Genomic DNA, 17,229 nt, shown 5'->3' on the forward strand with positions numbered 1-17,229 from the left:
TAAATCTGTCCCCTTGTTCTGACAAGCCCTAGTAACCGAGCGACAAACCGGTGTTGCGCCGCGGATCGTTAGCCCCGTAGAAACGGTTCTTGCCCACCGGCTTGCCTTCCAGCGAAGGCGCGCCGACCAGGATCGCCGCCACATGGTTGGCATCCTGCGGCCCGGCGAACTTGTGCCCCCAGCTTTCGAGGATCTTGACCGTGTCCGGGCTGGTGGTGAAGGTCTCCAGGTTGGTCTCCTCCGGCAGCCACTGCTGATGGAAACGCGGCGCATCCACCGCTTCCTGGATGTTCATGCCGTAGTCGATCACGTTGAGGATGGTCAGCAAGGTCGCGGTGATGATGCGGCTGCCGCCGGGCGTGCCGACCACCATCACCACTTTGCCGTCCTTGGTGACGATGGTCGGGCTCATCGACGACAGCGGTGCCTTGCCGGGGGCGATGGCGTTGGCCTCTCCCTGCACCAGGCCATACATGTTCGGCACGCCGATTTTCGAGGTGAAGTCATCCATTTCATCGTTGAGAATCACCCCGGTCTTGCTCGCCATGACCCCGGCGCCAAACCAGTCGTTCAGGGTGTAGGTCACCGAGACCGCGTTGCCCCACTTGTCGACGATCGAGTAGTGGGTGGTGTTGCTGCCTTCGTGCGGCGCAACGCCGGGCTTGAGTTCGCTGGACACTGCGGCCTTTTGCGGATTGATGGCCGCACGGATTTTCGCCGCGTAGTTTTTATCCAGCAGGTGGCTGATCGGGTTCTTCACGAAGTCCGGATCGCCGAGGTAGCTGTTGCGGTCCACGTACGCATGACGCATGGCTTCGATCTGATAGTGCATGCCCTGCGCCGAGTGGTAGCCCAGGTCCTTCATCGGGTAGCCGTCGAGGATGTTCATGATCTCGCAGATCACCACGCCGCCGGAGCTGGGCGGTGGCGCCGAGACCACATGGTAGCCACGGTAGTCGCACTCCACCGGGGCCAGTTCGCGGGTCTTGTATTTGTCCAGGTCAGCCTGGGTGATGATGCCCTTGCCGGCCTGGCTGGAGGTGACGATGGCGTCGGCCACCCAGCCCTTGTAGAAACCGTCGGCACCCTTCTCGGAGATTTCCCGCAGGGTCTTGCCCAGGTCCTTTTGCACCAGCTTTTGCCCGACCTGCATCGGCTCGCCGTTGCTGAGGAAGATCGCGCCGGAATCCTTGATGTCCTTCTTGAACACGTCGGTGGCGGTTTCCAGCAAATCGACATCGCCCTGCTCCAGCACAAAGCCGTCTTCGGCCAGCTTGATCGCCGGGGCAATCACTTCCTTGCGGGGCTTGGTGCCGTACTTGCTCAACGCCAGCTCCATGCCGGACACGGTACCCGGTACGCCGACCGCCAGGTGGCCGCGGGTGCTGAGTTCGGGAACGACATTGCCCGCCTTGTCCAGGTACATGTCGGCGGTTGCGGCCAACGGCGCTTTTTCGCGGAAATCGAGGAAAGTCTTGCGCCCGTCCGCCAGTTGAATGGTCATGAAACCGCCACCGCCCAGGTTACCGGCCGCGGGGTACACCACCGCCAGCGCATAGCCGACCGCGACGGCGGCATCGACGGCGTTGCCACCGTTCTTGAGCACGTCCACACCAACGTGACTGGCCAGGTGCTGGGCAGTGACGACCATGCCGTTTTCGGCGGCGACGGGGGCCACGGAGGCTGCGTAGGACGTAAGGCAGGAGAACGCCAGGGAGGTCGCAATGAGCGATTTGGCAAAAGATTCGAACTTCATGGGTCTGTCTCTTTTTGTTTTCAGGCTCTGCACCAAGCAGAGGACAACGCTTCAAGAGCAGAGGCAAGTATGGTCGGGATTGGGTTTTGCGCCTCCCCGATCAGGCAGTATGCTTGCCCTCTGTCCAGCCCTTCTAAGGAATCCGCCGGCATGACTTACACCTGTACCACCATGGCCTCTCCGGTGGGCGAATTGACCCTGGTCGCGAACGGCTCAAGACTGGCGGCCATCCTCTGGGAAAACGACAAACCCAACCGGATCCGGCTCGGTGTGATGAACGAAGCGGCGGACCACCCGATCCTCGTGAACGCCCGACAACAATTGACTGAATATTTTGCCGGCAGCCGCCATCGTTTCGACCTGGAACTGGAGTTCACCGGGACCGATTTTCAGAAAAAGGTGTGGCAGGCGTTGCTGACCATTCCGTTCGGCGAAACCCGCAGCTACAGCCAGATCGCCGAACAGATCGGCCACCCGAGCGCGGTGCGGGCAGTGGGGGCGGCCAATGGCAGGAACCCGATCTCGATCATTGCGCCGTGCCATCGGGTCATCGGCGCGTCGGGGAAACTCACCGGGTTTGCCGGCGGGCTCGAGGCGAAACAGTTGCTGCTGACGCTTGAAGGCGGGCAACGGGGCAGCACGGCCCGCCTCGAAGGTTTTTGATTGCTGTGAGAAGCGGCACAGCGATCAGTCGAAGAGGTTTTTCATCGCCGCATACTGCAGCAGCATGATGGTCTTCGCGTCGCAGATCTCACCGCGATGGAACGCTTGCAGCGCCTCGTCGAACGACCACTCGAGCACCTCCAGCTCCTCGGTCTCTTCCTCCAGGCCGCCGCCCTCGCCGACTTTCGAATCGGCATCGTATTCGGCGATGAAGAAATGCAGTTTTTCGGTCACCGACCCGGGACTCATGTAGGCCTCGAACACCTTTTGCACATGGTGCACGCGATAGCCGGTCTCTTCCTCCGCTTCCTCGCGAATGCGCGTCTCCGGCGTGGCGCCTTCGAGCAAGCCCGCCGCCACTTCGATCAGCAAACCGTCGTGACCGTTGACGAACACCGGCAGGCGGAACTGCCGCGTCAGCACCACGCTGCGCTTCCCGCGATTGAACAGCAGGATCGCCGCCCCATTGCCACGGTCATAGACCTCGCGGGTCTGGCGCTGCCAGTCGCCCTGGTTGCGCTGGTAATCGAAGGTGACTTTCTTCAGCAGATACCAATCGTGGGACAGCACCCGGGACTCGATGATCCTGACCCGCTCAGCGGTGTTCGACATGACTGTGCATCCTTGTCAGCGGCGGAAAAACGCTCATCCTAGACGGCAAGAGCGCTTCAGGAAAGCTGCGCCTTGTACTCCTTCTCGTATTGCCCGGCCAGCGTCTCTTTCTGCTTGTCGTCGAGGAGTTTGCCGGCCATCTGGAAGAATTTCTGCTCTTCTTCCTTCAGGTGGTGATGGACTTTTTCACTGAGCTTCTTCGCAGTGGCCAGCCAGGCCGGGCTGGACATCTCGGTCTCGTCGAGTTCTTCCATCATTTCGTCCATCTCATGATGCTCGGCAATCGCGTGGCGACTGAGGTCGACGCCATTGTCGAACGCCATCAACGGGATGTAGAAATGCCGCTCTTCAGCGGTTTCATGTGCCTGCAGCTCGGACTTCAACTGCTTGTACGCCTCGACCCGTTCCGGGGTGTCGCCACTGGTCTCGACCAGTGCCTTGGCGTAGGTGCGCTGGCGCTCGTGGCTTTCGCGCAGGGCTTCAAAAATATTCATGGGCAATCCTCATTGGCCGCGCTCTGAAATGACGCTCTTGAGGCTAGACAGCTGCGCACTGACAACGGTTCCTCCTGGGGATGGAACAATCGCCGAGACCCGGATACCCTCCTGCCTCACCGCCATAAGGAAGTCGCCGATGACACTGACAATCGAACGGTCGCAAAACCCGACCCCGGAAGACCGCGAAGCAATACTCGCACCGTTGCGGGCCTACAACGTGGCACAAGCGGGTGACGGCAAGGCCGAACTGCTGGCCCTGCTGGTGCGCGACGACCAGGGCGAGATCCTCGGCGGCTTGTACGGGCGTTTTTTCTACCGGTGGTTGTTCATCGAATTGCTCTCGGTGCCGGAACAGGCCCGTGGCGACGGCATGGGGTCGCAACTGATGCGCATGGCCGAAGACCTGGCACGGGAAAAGGAATGCGTGGGGATCTGGCTGGACACCTTCAGCTTTCAGGCGCCGGCGTTCTACCAGAAAATGGGGTACAGCGAACTGGGCCAGATCGTCGACTACCCGCCGGGGCATCGGCGGCACTTTTTCCAGAAGCGCCTGATCGATTGATCAGGCAATAAAAACCGGTGGGAGCGAGCCTGCTCGCTCCCACCGTGATCAGAAGGTCACAGGCAAGTGGCCAACGCTGCCAGCCGGCGCTTGGCGACAAAATCGTCGTGCTGCGCGTAGTAATTCAACGCCGTTCCGGACGCGTCCTCGCTGATGTCGACAAAGGACTCCGCCGAACGCGTGTAGACGGTCGACCCGCCCTTCTTGCCCGGCTGCAGGTACGCCCCCGCATCGACGCCGAACACCGCTTCATCCTGCCACGCGAACTGCACGCACTGGGCAACGACTTTTTCCGGTTTGTCCGAGGTCAGGACTTTGTTCGGGGTGCCGGTACGGGCATCGTCCATGACCGAACCGGCGCAGCCCGCCAGCAAGGTTACCGCCAAGGCCACCATCAGTATTCGCATTGCGTGTGCTCATCAGGAAAAAGCCGACTGTATCACCGTGGGCCGGTGTATCGTTCTGCTTTACTGCAAAAGTCCCCTCCGTCATCCACGCCCAAGGAGCCTCCATGGCGACACCCGAACAGCAACACGAGCAGGCGCTGAAGCGGTTTCTCGATGAGCGCCCCGAGTTGCGCGTCGAACTGGACAACCTCAACCCGCTGCTGGCCCAGGCCAAAGGCGAAACCGCAGCGCAGTTTCGCGAGGAACGTTTGCATGAGGCGTTCGAGGCCGAGGCCGAGCGCCTGGGCTTGTTTGCCTGGGAGCTGACCCTGCAACTGACCGCCGCAACAGCCCAGGACTACGAGTCCCAGCGCCTGGAGGTGCACCGCGAAGTGGCCGAGATGGCGGGGATGGACTGGCGGGAGTATTGCGAGTTATATGGATTGAATCCTTAACCTTCGCCGCCCAAGGAGCCCGTCGACGATGCTGCCTTCGTCCACCACTGCCCACGCCAGTCCGGGGCACCTGCATACACAGAAATGGCGGGGGCGTGTCGGCCTGACCCTGGTGGCCGCGCTCTCGGTGCTCGCCGGCATGACCGATGCCATTGGCTTCATGGCCAGCGGCGACTTCGTTTCCTTCATGAGTGGCAACACCACCCGCCTCGCCGTGGCGATCAGCGACGGCGACCTCGGCCTGACCCTGCGCCTGCTGCTGGTGGTGGCCACGTTCGTCGTCGGCAATGCGCTGGGCATTGTCATCAGCCGAATCGGCGGACGCCGCGCACTGCCGTTGCTGCTGTGCATCGCCATGCTGCTGTGCGCGGCGGCAGCCTGGCCCTATGACGAACAACTGCCGGCACTGCTGGCAGCGATCATCGCCATGGGCATGCTCAATGCCGCCGTCGAAGAAGTGAACGGTTTGCCGGTGGGCCTGACCTACGTCACGGGCGCCCTGTCGCGTTTCGGCCGGGGGCTGGGGCGCTGGATGCTGGGCGAACGGCGCAATGGCTGGCGGGTGCAATTGATCCCCTGGACCGGGATGTTCGCCGGGGCGGTGCTGGGGGCCGTGCTGGAACATCACCTCGGGCTCCAGGCGCTGTTTGTCAGCGGGTTGCTGGCCGGGATTCTGGGGGTGGTGTCGCTGAAGATTCCGCGGCGCTGGCAGTTGGGGTATATGCCGCGCTGAGCCCTGCGTTGACATGACTGGCCTCATCGCGAGCAGGCTCGCTCCCACCGGGATCGTGGCGTTCCCGGAACCTGTCGGAGCGGGCTTGCTCCGGGCGGCGTTCCGACGATGGCCGCGACAAGGTCTCAAGCGAACACTTAGCCGCCCCACCGATAAAGCTTTATCATGGCCGCAGTTTCGCTGATCGAGTCCACCATGAAGTTCGCCATCGCGCTGTTTTCCGCCGCTCACGCGCCCTCCTCGCGCCGCGCCCTGCTGTTCGCCCGGGCCGCGCTGGCCGGCGGGCACGAGATTGTCCGGCTGTTTTTCTATCAGGATGGCGTCTACAACGCGTCCGGCAGCGTGGTCACGCCCCAGGATGAAGAGGATTTGCCCCGGCAATGGCGCAGCTTCATCACCGAGCATCGACTCGATGGCGTGGTCTGCATCGCCGCCGCCCTGCGCCGTGGCGTACTGAACGCCGAAGAAGCCGCTCGCTATCAGCGTGAAGCCGTGGCGGTGGACGCGCCATGGGAACTGTCCGGCCTCGGCCAGTTACATGACGCGGTGCAGGACGCCGACCGCTTGATCTGTTTCGGAGGCGCATGACATGCCCACATCCTTGCTGGTGATCAGCCGCCAGGCGCCATGGTCCGGGCCGAGCGCACGCGAAGCGCTGGACATCGTGCTGGCCGGCGGCGCATTCGACCTGCCCATCGGCCTGTTGTTTCTCGATGACGGGGTGTTTCAGCTCGCCGCGAAACAGGACGCCAGGGCCCTGCAACAGAAAGACCTGAGCGCCAATCTGCAGGCCCTGCCAATGTTCGGGGTCGATGACCTGTTCGTCTGCGCCGACAGCGCCGCCGAACGCGGCCTGGACCCGACCGGGCTGGCACTTGAGGAAGCGCGGGTCTTGAGCGCCGAGGAAATCACCGCCCTTATTGACCGTTACGACCAGGTGATCACCCTCTGATGTCGACTTTGCATGTGTTGTCTCATTCCCCGTTCGGCGACGATCGCCTGAACAGTTGCCTGCGCCTGATCGGCGCGAACGATGCGCTGCTGCTGACCGGCGACGCGGTGTATGCGTTGCAGCCCGGCACCGCACCGTTCAATGCCCTGAACGCGCGTGCGCCGAGGCTGTTCGTGCTCACCGAGGACGCCCAGGCCCGCGCCCTGGACATTCCCGGTACGGCCAAGGGCATCGACTACCCGGCCTTCGTCGAGTTGTCGCTGCACTACGACAAGGTCAACAGTTGGCTATGAACCCATTGACGGTCGGCGCCCGCGCCATCGATTTGGACAAGGACGGCTTCCTGGTCGAGCTGAGCGACTGGTCCGCCGAGGTCGCCAGTGCCCTGGCGGCCGCCGAAGGCATCGAGCTGAGCCCCGAACACTGGGAAGTCCTCGAACTGTTGCGCGCATTCTATGCCGAATTCCAACTGTCACCGGCCACGCGCCCGTTGATCAAATACACCGCGTTGAAACTCGGTCCGGAAAAAGGCAACAGCCTGCACCTGAACCGACTGTTCAAAGGCACCCCTGCCAAACTCGCCGCAAAACTGGCGGGCCTGCCCAAACCGACGAATTGCCTATGACCGACTACCCTGCGTTGACCCTAGAGACGCCCGCCGAGCACCCGTTCGCCCAGTTCGTGCGCATCCTTGGCAAAGGCAAGCGTGGTGCCCGCGACCTGACCCGGGCCGAAGCCCGTGAGGCCATGGGCATGGTGCTCGACGAGCAGGTCGAGGAGACCCAGCTCGGCGCCTTCCTGATGCTGTTGCGGCACAAGGAAGAAAGCGCCGAGGAAATGGCCGGGTTCACCGAAGCCTTGCGCGAACGCTTGCAGGCACCGGCATTGCAGGTGGATCTGGACTGGCCAACCTATGCGGGCAAGAAACGCCACCTGCCGTGGTACCTGCTGGCGGCCAAGTGCCTGGCGCAAAATGGCCTGCGCGTGTTCATGCACGGCGGCGGCGCGCACACCGCCGGGCGGCTGTACAGCGAGCAACTGCTGGACGCCCTGAAGATTCCGTTGTGCCGCAACTGGCAACAAGTTGGCGACGCTCTGGACAACGGCGGCCTGGCGTTCATGCCCCTGGTGGACTGGGCGCCGCAGCTGCAACGCATGATCGACCTGCGCAACACCCTGGGCCTGCGCTCCCCCATCCATTCCCTGGCGCGCATCCTCAACCCGCTGGGCGCGCGCTGTGGCCTGCAAAGCATTTTCCACCCTGGGTATCAGGCCGTGCACCGCGATGCCAGCGGCTTGCTCGGCGACACCGCCATCGTGGTCAAGGGCGACGGTGGCGAGATCGAAATCAACCCGGATGCCGACAGCCACCTGTACGGCACCACGGGCGGCCAAAGCTGGGACGAGGAATGGCCGCAGTTATCCGCGCAGCGCCACGTCAAGCCGGCCGCGCTCGATCCGGAACATCTGAAAGCCGTGTGGCGCGGCGACGTGGTCGACAGCTACCCGCAAATGGCCTTGATCGCCACCATGGCCCTGGCGTTGCGCGGCCTTGGCCAGCCACGCGAGCAGGCTTTCGAAACCGCCCAACAGTATTGGGATGCGCGAGACAAATCGATTTAATCGATAATAGCTGTTTAATCTTTGCGCTTTTTTATCGAACCTATCGGAATAGACTCCTCTCCAATCGTTAAAGGTTGAGGAGTCTGAACATGGGTTTGCTCGTCGAAGGTCGTTGGCAGGACACGTGGTACGAAAGCAGCAAGGATGGCGCATTCCAGCGTGAACAGGCGCAGCGGCGCCATTGGGTCACGGCGGACGGCCAGCCCGGCCCGAGCGGGGTCGGTGGCTTTGCCGCCGAGGCCGGTCGCTACCACCTCTACGTGTCGCTGGCCTGTCCGTGGGCGCACCGCACGCTGATCCTGCGCAAACTCAAGGGCCTGGAACACCTGATCGACGTCTCGGTGGTCAGTTGGCTGATGCTGGAAAACGGATGGACCTTCGACCAACAGCTGGGCTCGACCGGCGACCGGCTCGATCACTTCGAGTTCATGCACCAACGCTACACCGCCGACACGGCCGACTACACGGGGCGCGTCACGGTGCCGGTGCTGTGGGACAAGCAACAGAAGCGCATCGTCAGCAACGAATCGGCGGAAATCATCCGCATGTTCAACAGCGCCTTCGACGACCTGACCGGCAATGACCTGGACTTCTACCCCGCCCCGTTGCGCGGCGAAATCGATGCGCTGAACGAACGGATTTATCCCGCCGTGAACAACGGCGTGTACCGCGCCGGATTTGCTACGTCGCAGCAGGCCTATGAAGAAGCCTTCGATGACGTGTTTGCGCAACTGGATCATCTGGAAGGGTTGCTCGACGCCAATCGCTATCTGGCCGGCGAATACCTGACCGAAGCCGATATTCGTCTGTTCACCACGCTGATTCGCTTTGATGCGGTGTACCACGGGCACTTCAAATGCAACCTGCGGCGCATTGCCGATTACCCGAACCTGTCAAACTGGCTGCGGGAACTCTATCAGTGGCCGGGGATTGCCGAGACGGTGGACTTCACCCACATCAAGCATCACTACTACGGCAGCCACAAGACCATCAACCCGACGGGTGTCGTGCCCAAGGGGCCGGAACAGGACTTCACCCTGGCCCATGATCGGGCGCGGTTGAGTGGCAAGGGGGTTTGGCGCAGGGTTTGACAGCTTGAAAGCACCGCGAGCAGGCTCGCTCCCACAGGGATTTGTGTATGACACAAGTCAATGTGGCAGCGAGCCTGCTCGCGATGGGGGCGATGCGGACTTCAGACCTGCGCCTGAGCCCCCTCGAACCACGCCAGTTTCTCGCGCAGTTGCACCACTTCCCCGACGATCACCAGTGTCGGCGCATGCACCTCGTGCTCAGCCACCAGTTCCGAGAGGTTCGCCAGGGTGCCGGTGAACACGCGCTGATTGGCCGTCGTACCCTGCTGAATCAACGCCGCCGGCGTGTCAGCAGCTCGACCATGCTGGATCAACTGCTCGCAGATGATCGGCAAGCCCACCAACCCCATGTAAAACACCAGGGTTTGCGCCGGGGACACCAGGTCGGCCCAGGGCAGGTCGGTGGAGCCGTCTTTCAAATGACCGGTGACAAACCGTACCGACTGCGCGTAATCGCGGTGGGTCAACGGAATCCCGGCATACGCCGCACAACCGCTGGCGGCAGTAATGCCCGGCACGACCTGGAACGGGATGCCCTGGGCGGCCAGCTCTTCGATCTCTTCGCCACCACGGCCGAAGATGAACGGGTCACCGCCCTTCAACCGCACCACGCGCTTGCCCTGCCGGGCCAGTTCCACCAATTGCTGGTTGATCTGATCCTGGGGCACGGCGTGATCGGCGCGACGCTTGCCGACATAGACCCGCTCGGCATCACGACGGCACAGGTCAAGAATCGCCGGCGCCACCAGACGGTCGTAGAGCACCACGTCGGCTTGCTGCATCAGGCGCAATGCGCGGAAGGTCAGCAGGTCGGGATCGCCCGGCCCGGCGCCCACCAGATACACCTCGCCCGTGGCCACAGGCGCCTGGCCAGCAATTTTCGCTTGCAGCAGGCGCTCGGCTTCGGCGCCCTGCCCGGCCAGTTGGCGGTCGGCAATCGGCCCCTGGAACACATCCTCCCAGAAGGCCCGGCGCTGCTGGACATCCGGGAACAGGCCCTTGACCTGATTACGGAAGCGCGCTGCCAGACCGGCCAGTTGGCCGTAGGTGGAAGGAATCCAGGTTTCCAGCTTGGCCCTGATCAACCGCGCCAGCACCGGTGCATCCCCGCCGCTGGACACGGCGATGATCAATGGCGAACGGTCGACGATCGCCGGAAAAATCACACTGCACAGCGCAGGCGCATCCACCACGTTGACGGGCACGCAGCGCCGGTGGGCGTCAGCGGACACCTGCGCGTTGAGCGGTTCGTCGTCAGTGGCGGCAATGATCAGCGCGCACCCGTCCAGGTCCGATTCGAGGTAGCCCCGCAACAGGCACTCACCCGCGCTGGCGACCACCAGTTCACGCAGTTGTTGTTCGATGTCGGGTGCAACCACCCGCAGCTGCGCACCGGCATCGGCCAGCAGGCGGGATTTGCGCAAGGCAATCTCCCCCCCACCGACGACCAACACACGACTGCCGCGCAGGTTGTGAAACAGCGGCAGATAGTCCATTTAGCCGATGACCTCAAGGCCACCCATGTACGGCTTCAGCACGTCCGGCACGCGGATCGAACCGTCGGCCTGCTGGTAGTTTTCCAGCACCGCCACCAGGGTACGACCGACCGCCAGGCCGGAGCCGTTCAGGGTGTGCACCAGTTCCGGCTTGCCGGTTTCCGGGTTGCGGAAACGCGCCTGCATGCGTCGGGCCTGGAAGTCGCCGCAGTTGGAGCACGACGAGATCTCACGGTATTTGTCCTGGCTCGGGATCCACACTTCCAGGTCGTAGGTCTTGACCGCACTGAAGCCCATGTCGCCGGTGCACAGCGCCAGGGTGCGGTAAGGCAGCTCCAGCAATTGCAGGACTTTCTCGGCGTTGGCGGTCAGGCCTTCCAGCGCTTCCATCGATTTCGACGGTTCGACGATCTGCACCATCTCGACCTTGTCGAACTGGTGCTGGCGGATCATGCCGCGGGTATCTCGACCCGACGCACCGGCTTCACTGCGGAAGCACGGGGTGTGGGCGACGAACTTGATCGGCAGCAGTTTCGCATCGACGATTTCGCCGGCGACAATGTTGGTCAGCGACACTTCGGCGGTCGGGATCAGGTACAGGTCGGCTTCGCCTTCGCGCCCGATCTTGAACAGGTCCTCTTCGAACTTCGGCAGCTGACCGGTGCCTTGCAGCGCCGGCGCCTGGACCAGATAAGGCGTGTAGGCCTCCTCGTAGCCATGCTCGGTGACGTGCAGGTTGATCATGAACTGCGCCAGGGCGCGATGCAGGCGTGCAATCGGGCCACGCAACAGGGCAAACCGCGCGCCGGACAGCTTGGCGGCGGTTTCGAAGTCGAGCCAGCCGAATTTCTCGCCCAGCGCCACGTGGTCCTGGACCGGGAAATCGAATGCAGTCGGCGTGCCCCAGCGGCGCACTTCGACGTTACCTTCTTCGTCGGCACCGACCGGCACGGATTCGTGCGGCAGGTTGGGAATGCCCAGCAGGATCGCATCCAGCTCGGTCTGGATCGCGTCCAGCTCGACCTTGCCGGCGCTCAATTCGTTCGCCATGCGCTCGACATCCGCCATCAGCGGCGCGATGTCTTCGCCGCGCTGCTTGGCCTGACCGATGGATTTGGAGCGCGCATTACGTTCAGCCTGCAGTGCTTCGGTGCGGGTCTGGACAGTCTTGCGCTGTTCTTCCAGCGCTTCGATGCGCGCAACATCCAGCGTGTAGCCACGGGATGTCAGACGGTCCGCTACGTTCTGAAGATCGCTACGTAACAGTTTGGAATCGAGCATGTCGGTCTCTCGTTATCAAAGTTTGGTCAAGGACAGGCCGGCCCAGGTGGCGAGCAGCCCGCCGAATACGCTGATGGCAGCATAGCCCAGGGCCAGCGGCACTTGCCCGCTTTCCAGCAGGCGCACCGTATCCAGTGAAAAGGATGAAAAAGTCGTCAGCCCCCCGAGGAAGCCGACCATCAACCCGGCACGCACCTCGATCGGTACTTCCGGGCGTATCAAAAACAGACCGTATAGAACGCCGATCAGCAAACAGCCGACGATATTAACGGCGAGCGTCGCGGTATAGAAGTGCCGTGGCCAATTCGCGTTGACCCAGTTGCCGGTAGCAAAGCGCAATAGCGTGCCGGCAATCCCGCCGACGGAAACTGCAACGATCAATGCAAGCACTATTTTCTCCGCTGCCTTGGGCTCAGGCGGTCCAGTTGGGCGAGGTGGTTGAGCTTCTCGCCGATCTTCAACTCCAGGCCACGGGGCACCGGCTGGTAGAACGGTTGAGGCGCAAGCTCCTCAGGGAAGTAATCTTCGCCCGCCGCGTAGGCATCCGGCTCATCGTGGGCGTAACGGTATTCGTCGCCATAGCCCAATTGCTTCATCAGCTTGGTGGGCGCATTGCGCAGGTGCAACGGCACTTCCAGCGAACCGTGCTCGGCGGCACTGCGCATCGCGGCCTTGAAGCCCATGTACACCGCGTTGCTCTTCGGTGCGCAGGCCAGATACGTAATGGCCTGGGCCACCGCCAGCTCGCCTTCGGGGCTGCCCAGGCGCTCCTGCACGTCCCACGCCGCCAGACACAGGCTCAGCGCGCGGGGATCGGCGTTGCCGATGTCTTCACTGGCCATGCGCACCACGCGCCGGGCCAGGTACAGCGGATCGCAACCGCCGTCGATCATCCGTGCAAACCAGTACAGGGCGCCATCGGGATTGGAGCCGCGGACCGACTTGTGCAGTGCGGAAATCTGGTCGTAGAACGCCTCGCCGCCCTTGTCGAAGCGCCGGCGGGTATCGCCGAGCAGGCTCTGCAACAGGTCGACACCGATTTCGCTGTGGTCTTCCGCAAGGTCCGAGGCATTTTCCAGCAGGTTGAGCAGACGCCGGCCATCGCCGTCGGCGGCGGACAACAGCATCTGGAAGCCTTCATCGCTGAGGGTCAGGCCGCGCTTGCCCAGGCCGCGCTCTTCGGTCAACGCACGCTGCACCAGTTTGCGCAGCGCCGCCTCGTCGAGGCTCTTGAGCACATAGACCCGCGCCCGGGACAGCAAGGCGTTATTGAGTTCGAACGAGGGGTTTTCGGTGGTGGCACCGATGAAAATCAGCGTGCCGTCTTCAACGTAGGGGAGAAACGCATCCTGCTGGGATTTGTTGAAGCGGTGCACTTCATCGACGAACAGGATGGTGCGCTTGCCGTACTGCCCGGCCTGCTGCTTGGCGATTTCCACCGCCTGGCGAATCTCCTTGACCCCGGCCAGGACCGCCGAGACCGTTTCGAAGTGCGCATCGGAGACTTCGGCGAGCAAGCGCGCCAACGTGGTCTTGCCCACGCCCGGCGGCCCCCAGAAAATCATCGAGTGCAGCGCCCCCTGCTCCAGCGCCTCGCGCAAGGGCTTGCCACGAGCGAGCACGTGTTCCTGGCCGACGTACTCGTCCAGATTGGTCGCACGCAAGCGCGCGGCCAAGGGCTGAGCTATCGGGGCGCTGCGAAACAGGTCCATCACTACCTCTGAAACCTTATTGGAGTCCTGATGCCGACAGGTGTAACACCTTTCCCCTCGGTGGGCGCGGGCTTGCTCGCGAAGACGTCGGCACATTCAACAGGGATGCAACCTGACACACCGCGCTCGCGAGCAAACCCGTTTCCACAGGGATCTGGCGGTTTACTCCTGAATCACGTCTGCACCTTTCGGCACATCGAACCTGAACCTGGAGGCCGGGATCGGCTCGTTGGCCTTCACGCCGGTGAACAGGATGTTGGTGCGCTGACCGACGCTGTCGATCAGCTGCATGTCATTGACCAGGCCATTGCGGAACGACAGGCGCAGGCTGTCGAACAGGGTGTCCCGGGTTTTCGGCTTCAGGGTGAAGTCGATCACGCCACCGGCTTCCTTGGCACTGATGTCGAAGCTCTGGCTGATCTTGGACACATCGCCGGACAACAGCAATGCCGGGGTCTGGCTGAGACGCAGGTCGAGCGTCTTGATGGTGGCCTGCTCCAGGTCCGGGTCCCACAGGGTCACCTTCTTGCCGTCGGAGACCACGACCTGCTCGGCCGGCGCATCGGTGTGCCAGTAGAACAGGCCCGGGCGTTGCACCGACATCTCACCGGCGGTTTCCTGCAACTGGGTGCCGCTGCCATCGAGGGTCAGCTGGGAAAAACGCGCGGTCAGGGTCTGGGATTTTTCCAGCAGTTGGGTCAGGCGTGCCACGTCCTTGTCGTCGGCGTGGGCCGAAAGCGTGGTCAAGGCCAGTACCGGCAGCAATAGCATGCGAATCAGACGCATGGGAGTCCTCATAACAGTCGTGGGAATGTGGGTGGCGCCCAAGGGGGCACCGCCCTTTCAATATCCGGTCAGTCGCGTACCGGGCCAGGGGCCAGGACTTCACGCGAGCCGTTGGTATTCATGGCCGTCACGACCCCGGCCATTTCCATGGCCTCGATCATGCGCGCGGCGCGGTTGTAGCCGATTTTCAGTTTGCGCTGAACTGCGGAAATGGAAGCCCGGCGGCTTTCCAGTACGAATTGCACCGCTTCGTCGTACAGCGCGTCAGCTTCGGGATCGTCGCCGTCGCCACCGCCACTGCTGCCTTCAAAGCCACTGCCCGCCTCTTCGACACCGTTGAGGATGTCGTCGTTATACTCCGGCGCGCCGCGCAGTTTCCACGCCTCAACGACCCGATGCACCTCGTCGTCGGACACGAATGCGCCGTGAACACGAATCGGCAGGCTGGTCCCGGGCGGCATGTAGAGCATGTCACCGTGGCCCAGCAGTTGCTCGGCACCGCCCTGGTCGATGATGGTCCGCGAGTCGATCTTGCTCGACACCTGGAACGCCATACGGGTCGGGATGTTGGCCTTGATCAGGCCGGTGATCACGTCCACCGACGGACGCTGGGTCGCGAGAATCAGGTGGATGCCTGCCGCCCGCGCCTTCTGGGCGATACGGGCGATCAGCTCTTCAACTTTCTTGCCGACGATCATCATCATGTCGGCGAACTCGTCGACGACCACGACGATGGTCGGCAGCTTCTGCAACAGCGGTGCCTCGTCGTGAATGCTTTCGCGCTTGTACAGCGGATCGCTCAGCGGCGTGCCGGCGTCCTGGGCTTCCTTGACCTTGGCGTTGAAGCCGGACAGGTTGCGCACGCCCATCTTCGCCATCAGCTTGTAACGGCGCTCCATCTCCGCCACGCTCCAGCGCAGGGCGTTGGCGGCGTCCTTCATGTCGGTCACGACCGGGCACAGCAGGTGCGGAATGCCTTCGTAGATCGACAGCTCGAGCATTTTCGGGTCGATCATGATCAGCTTGGCGTCGTCCGGACCTGACTTGAACAGGATCGACAGGATCATCGCGTTCACGCCGACCGACTTACCGGAACCGGTCGTACCCGCTACCAGCAGGTGCGGCATCTTCGCCAGGTCGGTAATGACCGGCTTGCCACCGATGTCGTGGCCCAGGGCCAGGGTGACCGGGGATTTGAAATTGTCGTATTCCGGGGTCGACAGCACTTCGGAGAAGCGCACGATCTGCCGGTCTTCGTTGGGAATCTCGATACCGACGGTGGTCTTGCCTGGAATCACTTCCACCACCCGCACGCTGGTCACGGCCAGCGAACGCGCGAGGTCTTTTGCCAGGTTGGCGATGCGGCTGACCTTGACCCCGGCAGCCGGCTGGATTTCGTAACGGGTGATCACCGGGCCCGGATGGATCGAGTCCACCGCCACTTCGACACCGAATTCCTTGAGCTTGATCTCCAGTAAATGGCCGACCGCTGCCAGGGATTCAGGCGAGTAATTGAGTTGTTTCTTCTCGGCCGGATCGAGAATCGAGATCGGTGGCAAGGTGCCTTCGACGGCGCTGTCGACGAACAACGGCACCTGCTTTTCCTTTTCCACGCGTTTGCTCGGCGCGGCGGGTTTCATCGGCGCCGGGGCGATGACCGGCGGCACCTGCTTCTCGCGCTCCGACATGTGCTTGCTCAGGGCTTGCTCGCGCTCGATCAGGCGTTCCTTGACCTTGGCCTGTTCACGCTTGTCGGTCACGGTGGGGGCCACCACGTCATGCACGCGATCGTCGACTTCACGCAACTGCGCAATCAGCTGCTTGCGCTCCACGCGCGACGCCCACCAGCGATTGGCCGCGCCCTGGACCAGCTCGAACAGGTCGAGGGTGATCTTGCCGGTGACGTCCATCACCTTGAACCACGACAGATCGGTGAACACGGTCAGGCCAAACAGGAACAGGGCGATGAACAGCAAGGTGCTGCCCTGGATGTTCAACGCGTTGCGGGCCAGGTCGCCCAGGCTCTCGCCCAGTGCGCCGCCCGCGCCCGCCGGCAGGCCGGTCGGGGTATGGAAATGGATGTGCGCCAGCGCCGCGCCCGACAGCACCAGGAACACCAGGCCGATCAGGCGCCAGGAGAAAAGCCAGCCACTCCACTGCCACGGTTCGTGACGCTGGCGGAAAATCTGATACGCCTTGATCGCCAGCAGCAGCGGGAAGATGTAGGCGAAATAACCCAGCACCATGAACAGGATGTCAGCGCTGTAGGAGCCGGCCGGACCGCCAAAGTTCTGCACGTCATCGATCTTGCTGTTGTGGCTCCAGCCCGGATCGTCCTTGCCATAGGTCAGCAAGGCCATCATCAGGAACAGGCACAAGGCACCGATGGCGATCAATGCACCTTCCTTGAGTCGGTAGTGCAAGTGCTGGCGCCAGAGCGGAACGACGGCTGGTTTGGGTGCTGCGGTGGATTTCTTCAAAACGCTTCTTTTCCTGCGCCTACGGCGCGTCCATCTGTTGAATGACTATAAAAACTGCCCAATCCAGGCAGGTAGAAAAGTTAACGTGCGCAACCGGACTACGCTTAACACTGCACTTTTAACATTGCACCGTGGTTTTTATAA

General features: G+C 62.6%; 20 protein-coding genes. 10 read left to right on the forward strand and 10 right to left on the reverse strand.

Annotated features, from left to right (window positions below):
• Positions 1 to 28: 28 nt before the first annotated feature.
• On the reverse strand, positions 29 to 1,756 hold the full coding sequence (gene ggt / locus IB249_RS10130) for a gamma-glutamyltransferase (protein ID WP_192304129.1): 1,728 nt from the start codon (positions 1,754 to 1,756) through the stop codon (positions 29 to 31).
• Between the two features lie 150 nt (positions 1,757 to 1,906).
• Here ggt and IB249_RS10135 point away from each other — a divergent pair, with 150 nt between their 5' ends.
• A complete protein-coding gene (locus tag IB249_RS10135; RefSeq protein WP_192304131.1) occupies positions 1,907 to 2,419 on the forward strand; it encodes a methylated-DNA--[protein]-cysteine S-methyltransferase in 513 nt (170 codons plus the stop codon).
• 24 nt (positions 2,420 to 2,443) lie between these two features.
• On the opposite strand, the gene IB249_RS10140 is transcribed toward IB249_RS10135, so the two are convergent.
• Positions 2,444 to 3,031, reverse strand: coding sequence for an NUDIX domain-containing protein (locus IB249_RS10140; protein WP_192304133.1), 588 nt, complete (start codon positions 3,029 to 3,031; stop codon positions 2,444 to 2,446).
• 56 nt (positions 3,032 to 3,087) lie between these two features.
• Positions 3,088 to 3,525: a hemerythrin domain-containing protein gene (locus IB249_RS10145; protein ID WP_192304135.1), complete on the reverse strand. Its 438-nt coding sequence runs from the start codon at positions 3,523 to 3,525 to the stop codon at positions 3,088 to 3,090.
• A gap of 139 nt (positions 3,526 to 3,664) precedes the next feature.
• Here IB249_RS10145 and IB249_RS10150 point away from each other — a divergent pair, with 139 nt between their 5' ends.
• On the forward strand, positions 3,665 to 4,090 hold the full coding sequence (locus IB249_RS10150) for a GNAT family N-acetyltransferase (RefSeq protein WP_192304137.1): 426 nt from the start codon (positions 3,665 to 3,667) through the stop codon (positions 4,088 to 4,090).
• A 56-nt stretch (positions 4,091 to 4,146) separates the two neighbouring features.
• Here the strand turns inward: IB249_RS10150 and IB249_RS10155 are convergent, their stop codons facing one another.
• Positions 4,147 to 4,497 (reverse strand): hypothetical protein, encoded by a 351-nt coding sequence (locus tag IB249_RS10155; protein ID WP_192304139.1) that lies wholly within the window; start codon positions 4,495 to 4,497, stop codon positions 4,147 to 4,149.
• Positions 4,498 to 4,601: 104 nt separating this feature from the next.
• On the opposite strand from IB249_RS10155, the gene IB249_RS10160 reads away from it, so the two are divergent.
• The 8 genes from IB249_RS10160 to IB249_RS10195 all read left to right on the forward strand — a co-directional run bounded on the left by IB249_RS10160 (position 4,602) and on the right by IB249_RS10195 (position 9,330).
• On the forward strand, positions 4,602 to 4,931 hold the full coding sequence (locus tag IB249_RS10160) for a DUF6388 family protein (protein WP_192304141.1): 330 nt from the start codon (positions 4,602 to 4,604) through the stop codon (positions 4,929 to 4,931).
• 28 nt (positions 4,932 to 4,959) lie between these two features.
• On the forward strand, positions 4,960 to 5,664 hold the full coding sequence (locus IB249_RS10165) for a YoaK family protein (protein ID WP_192304143.1): 705 nt from the start codon (positions 4,960 to 4,962) through the stop codon (positions 5,662 to 5,664).
• 195 nt (positions 5,665 to 5,859) lie between these two features.
• Positions 5,860 to 6,252, forward strand: a complete 393-nt coding sequence (gene tusD / locus IB249_RS10170) for a sulfurtransferase complex subunit TusD (protein ID WP_192304867.1) — start codon at positions 5,860 to 5,862, stop codon at positions 6,250 to 6,252.
• 1 nt (position 6,253) lies between these two features.
• A complete protein-coding gene (gene tusC, locus IB249_RS10175) occupies positions 6,254 to 6,616 on the forward strand; it encodes a sulfurtransferase complex subunit TusC (RefSeq protein WP_192304145.1) in 363 nt (120 codons plus the stop codon).
• On the forward strand, positions 6,616 to 6,909 hold the full coding sequence (gene tusB, locus IB249_RS10180) for a sulfurtransferase complex subunit TusB (RefSeq protein ID WP_192304147.1): 294 nt from the start codon (positions 6,616 to 6,618) through the stop codon (positions 6,907 to 6,909). The genes tusC and tusB overlap by 1 nt, the downstream gene beginning before the upstream one ends.
• On the forward strand, positions 6,906 to 7,241 hold the full coding sequence (locus IB249_RS10185) for a TusE/DsrC/DsvC family sulfur relay protein (RefSeq protein ID WP_192304149.1): 336 nt from the start codon (positions 6,906 to 6,908) through the stop codon (positions 7,239 to 7,241). Before tusB ends, IB249_RS10185 begins: the two co-directional genes overlap by 4 nt.
• The gene (locus tag IB249_RS10190; RefSeq protein WP_192304151.1) at positions 7,238 to 8,239 is read left to right on the forward strand and encodes a glycosyl transferase family protein; all 1,002 of its coding nucleotides are present in this window, start codon (positions 7,238 to 7,240) and stop codon (positions 8,237 to 8,239) included. The genes IB249_RS10185 and IB249_RS10190 overlap by 4 nt, the downstream gene beginning before the upstream one ends.
• 89 nt (positions 8,240 to 8,328) lie before the next feature.
• The gene (locus IB249_RS10195; protein WP_192304153.1) at positions 8,329 to 9,330 is read left to right on the forward strand and encodes a glutathione S-transferase family protein; all 1,002 of its coding nucleotides are present in this window, start codon (positions 8,329 to 8,331) and stop codon (positions 9,328 to 9,330) included.
• Between the two features lie 101 nt (positions 9,331 to 9,431).
• Here the strand turns inward: IB249_RS10195 and cysG are convergent, their stop codons facing one another.
• The 6 genes from cysG to IB249_RS10225 form a co-directional block, all read right to left on the reverse strand.
• A complete protein-coding gene (cysG, locus tag IB249_RS10200; RefSeq protein ID WP_192304156.1) occupies positions 9,432 to 10,826 on the reverse strand; it encodes a siroheme synthase CysG in 1,395 nt (464 codons plus the stop codon).
• On the reverse strand, positions 10,827 to 12,107 hold the full coding sequence (gene serS, locus IB249_RS10205) for a serine--tRNA ligase (protein WP_192304158.1): 1,281 nt from the start codon (positions 12,105 to 12,107) through the stop codon (positions 10,827 to 10,829).
• Positions 12,108 to 12,122: 15 nt separating this feature from the next.
• Positions 12,123 to 12,497, reverse strand: a complete 375-nt coding sequence (gene crcB, locus IB249_RS10210) for a fluoride efflux transporter CrcB (protein WP_192304160.1) — start codon at positions 12,495 to 12,497, stop codon at positions 12,123 to 12,125.
• Entirely contained in the window at positions 12,497 to 13,819 is a 1,323-nt protein-coding gene (locus IB249_RS10215) for a replication-associated recombination protein A (RefSeq protein WP_192304162.1), read from the reverse strand. The genes crcB and IB249_RS10215 overlap by 1 nt, the downstream gene beginning before the upstream one ends.
• 162 nt (positions 13,820 to 13,981) lie before the next feature.
• Positions 13,982 to 14,605: an outer membrane lipoprotein chaperone LolA gene (gene lolA / locus IB249_RS10220; protein ID WP_192304164.1), complete on the reverse strand. Its 624-nt coding sequence runs from the start codon at positions 14,603 to 14,605 to the stop codon at positions 13,982 to 13,984.
• A gap of 68 nt (positions 14,606 to 14,673) precedes the next feature.
• A complete protein-coding gene (locus IB249_RS10225; RefSeq protein WP_192304166.1) occupies positions 14,674 to 17,085 on the reverse strand; it encodes a DNA translocase FtsK in 2,412 nt (803 codons plus the stop codon).
• Between the last annotated feature and the right edge of the window lie 144 nt (positions 17,086 to 17,229).

This window comes from Pseudomonas sp. PDM04, from assembly GCF_014851765.1.
GTDB lineage: Bacteria > Pseudomonadota > Gammaproteobacteria > Pseudomonadales > Pseudomonadaceae > Aquipseudomonas.

Excerpts from the sequence above, each read along its gene's own strand:
- cysG (WP_192304156.1), bottom strand. The coding sequence starts at position 10,826 with ATGGACTATCTGCCGCTGTTTCACAACCTGCGCGGCAGTCGTGTGTTG.
- IB249_RS10190 (WP_192304151.1), top strand. The coding sequence starts at position 7,238 with ATGACCGACTACCCTGCGTTGACCCTAGAGACGCCCGCCGAGCACCCG.
- IB249_RS10145 (WP_192304135.1), bottom strand. The coding sequence starts at position 3,525 with ATGAATATTTTTGAAGCCCTGCGCGAAAGCCACGAGCGCCAGCGCACC.
- IB249_RS10165 (WP_192304143.1), top strand. The coding sequence starts at position 4,960 with ATGCTGCCTTCGTCCACCACTGCCCACGCCAGTCCGGGGCACCTGCAT.
- tusC (WP_192304145.1), top strand. The coding sequence starts at position 6,254 with ATGCCCACATCCTTGCTGGTGATCAGCCGCCAGGCGCCATGGTCCGGG.
- IB249_RS10195 (WP_192304153.1), top strand. The coding sequence starts at position 8,329 with ATGGGTTTGCTCGTCGAAGGTCGTTGGCAGGACACGTGGTACGAAAGC.
- IB249_RS10185 (WP_192304149.1), top strand. The coding sequence starts at position 6,906 with ATGAACCCATTGACGGTCGGCGCCCGCGCCATCGATTTGGACAAGGAC.
- IB249_RS10140 (WP_192304133.1), bottom strand. The coding sequence starts at position 3,031 with ATGTCGAACACCGCTGAGCGGGTCAGGATCATCGAGTCCCGGGTGCTG.
- tusD (WP_192304867.1), top strand. The coding sequence starts at position 5,860 with ATGAAGTTCGCCATCGCGCTGTTTTCCGCCGCTCACGCGCCCTCCTCG.
- IB249_RS10135 (WP_192304131.1), top strand. The coding sequence starts at position 1,907 with ATGACTTACACCTGTACCACCATGGCCTCTCCGGTGGGCGAATTGACC.
- IB249_RS10160 (WP_192304141.1), top strand. The coding sequence starts at position 4,602 with ATGGCGACACCCGAACAGCAACACGAGCAGGCGCTGAAGCGGTTTCTC.
- IB249_RS10215 (WP_192304162.1), bottom strand. The coding sequence starts at position 13,819 with ATGGACCTGTTTCGCAGCGCCCCGATAGCTCAGCCCTTGGCCGCGCGC.
- tusB (WP_192304147.1), top strand. The coding sequence starts at position 6,616 with ATGTCGACTTTGCATGTGTTGTCTCATTCCCCGTTCGGCGACGATCGC.
- IB249_RS10150 (WP_192304137.1), top strand. The coding sequence starts at position 3,665 with ATGACACTGACAATCGAACGGTCGCAAAACCCGACCCCGGAAGACCGC.
- lolA (WP_192304164.1), bottom strand. The coding sequence starts at position 14,605 with ATGCGTCTGATTCGCATGCTATTGCTGCCGGTACTGGCCTTGACCACG.
- serS (WP_192304158.1), bottom strand. The coding sequence starts at position 12,107 with ATGCTCGATTCCAAACTGTTACGTAGCGATCTTCAGAACGTAGCGGAC.
- ggt (WP_192304129.1), bottom strand. The coding sequence starts at position 1,756 with ATGAAGTTCGAATCTTTTGCCAAATCGCTCATTGCGACCTCCCTGGCG.
- IB249_RS10155 (WP_192304139.1), bottom strand. The coding sequence starts at position 4,497 with ATGCGAATACTGATGGTGGCCTTGGCGGTAACCTTGCTGGCGGGCTGC.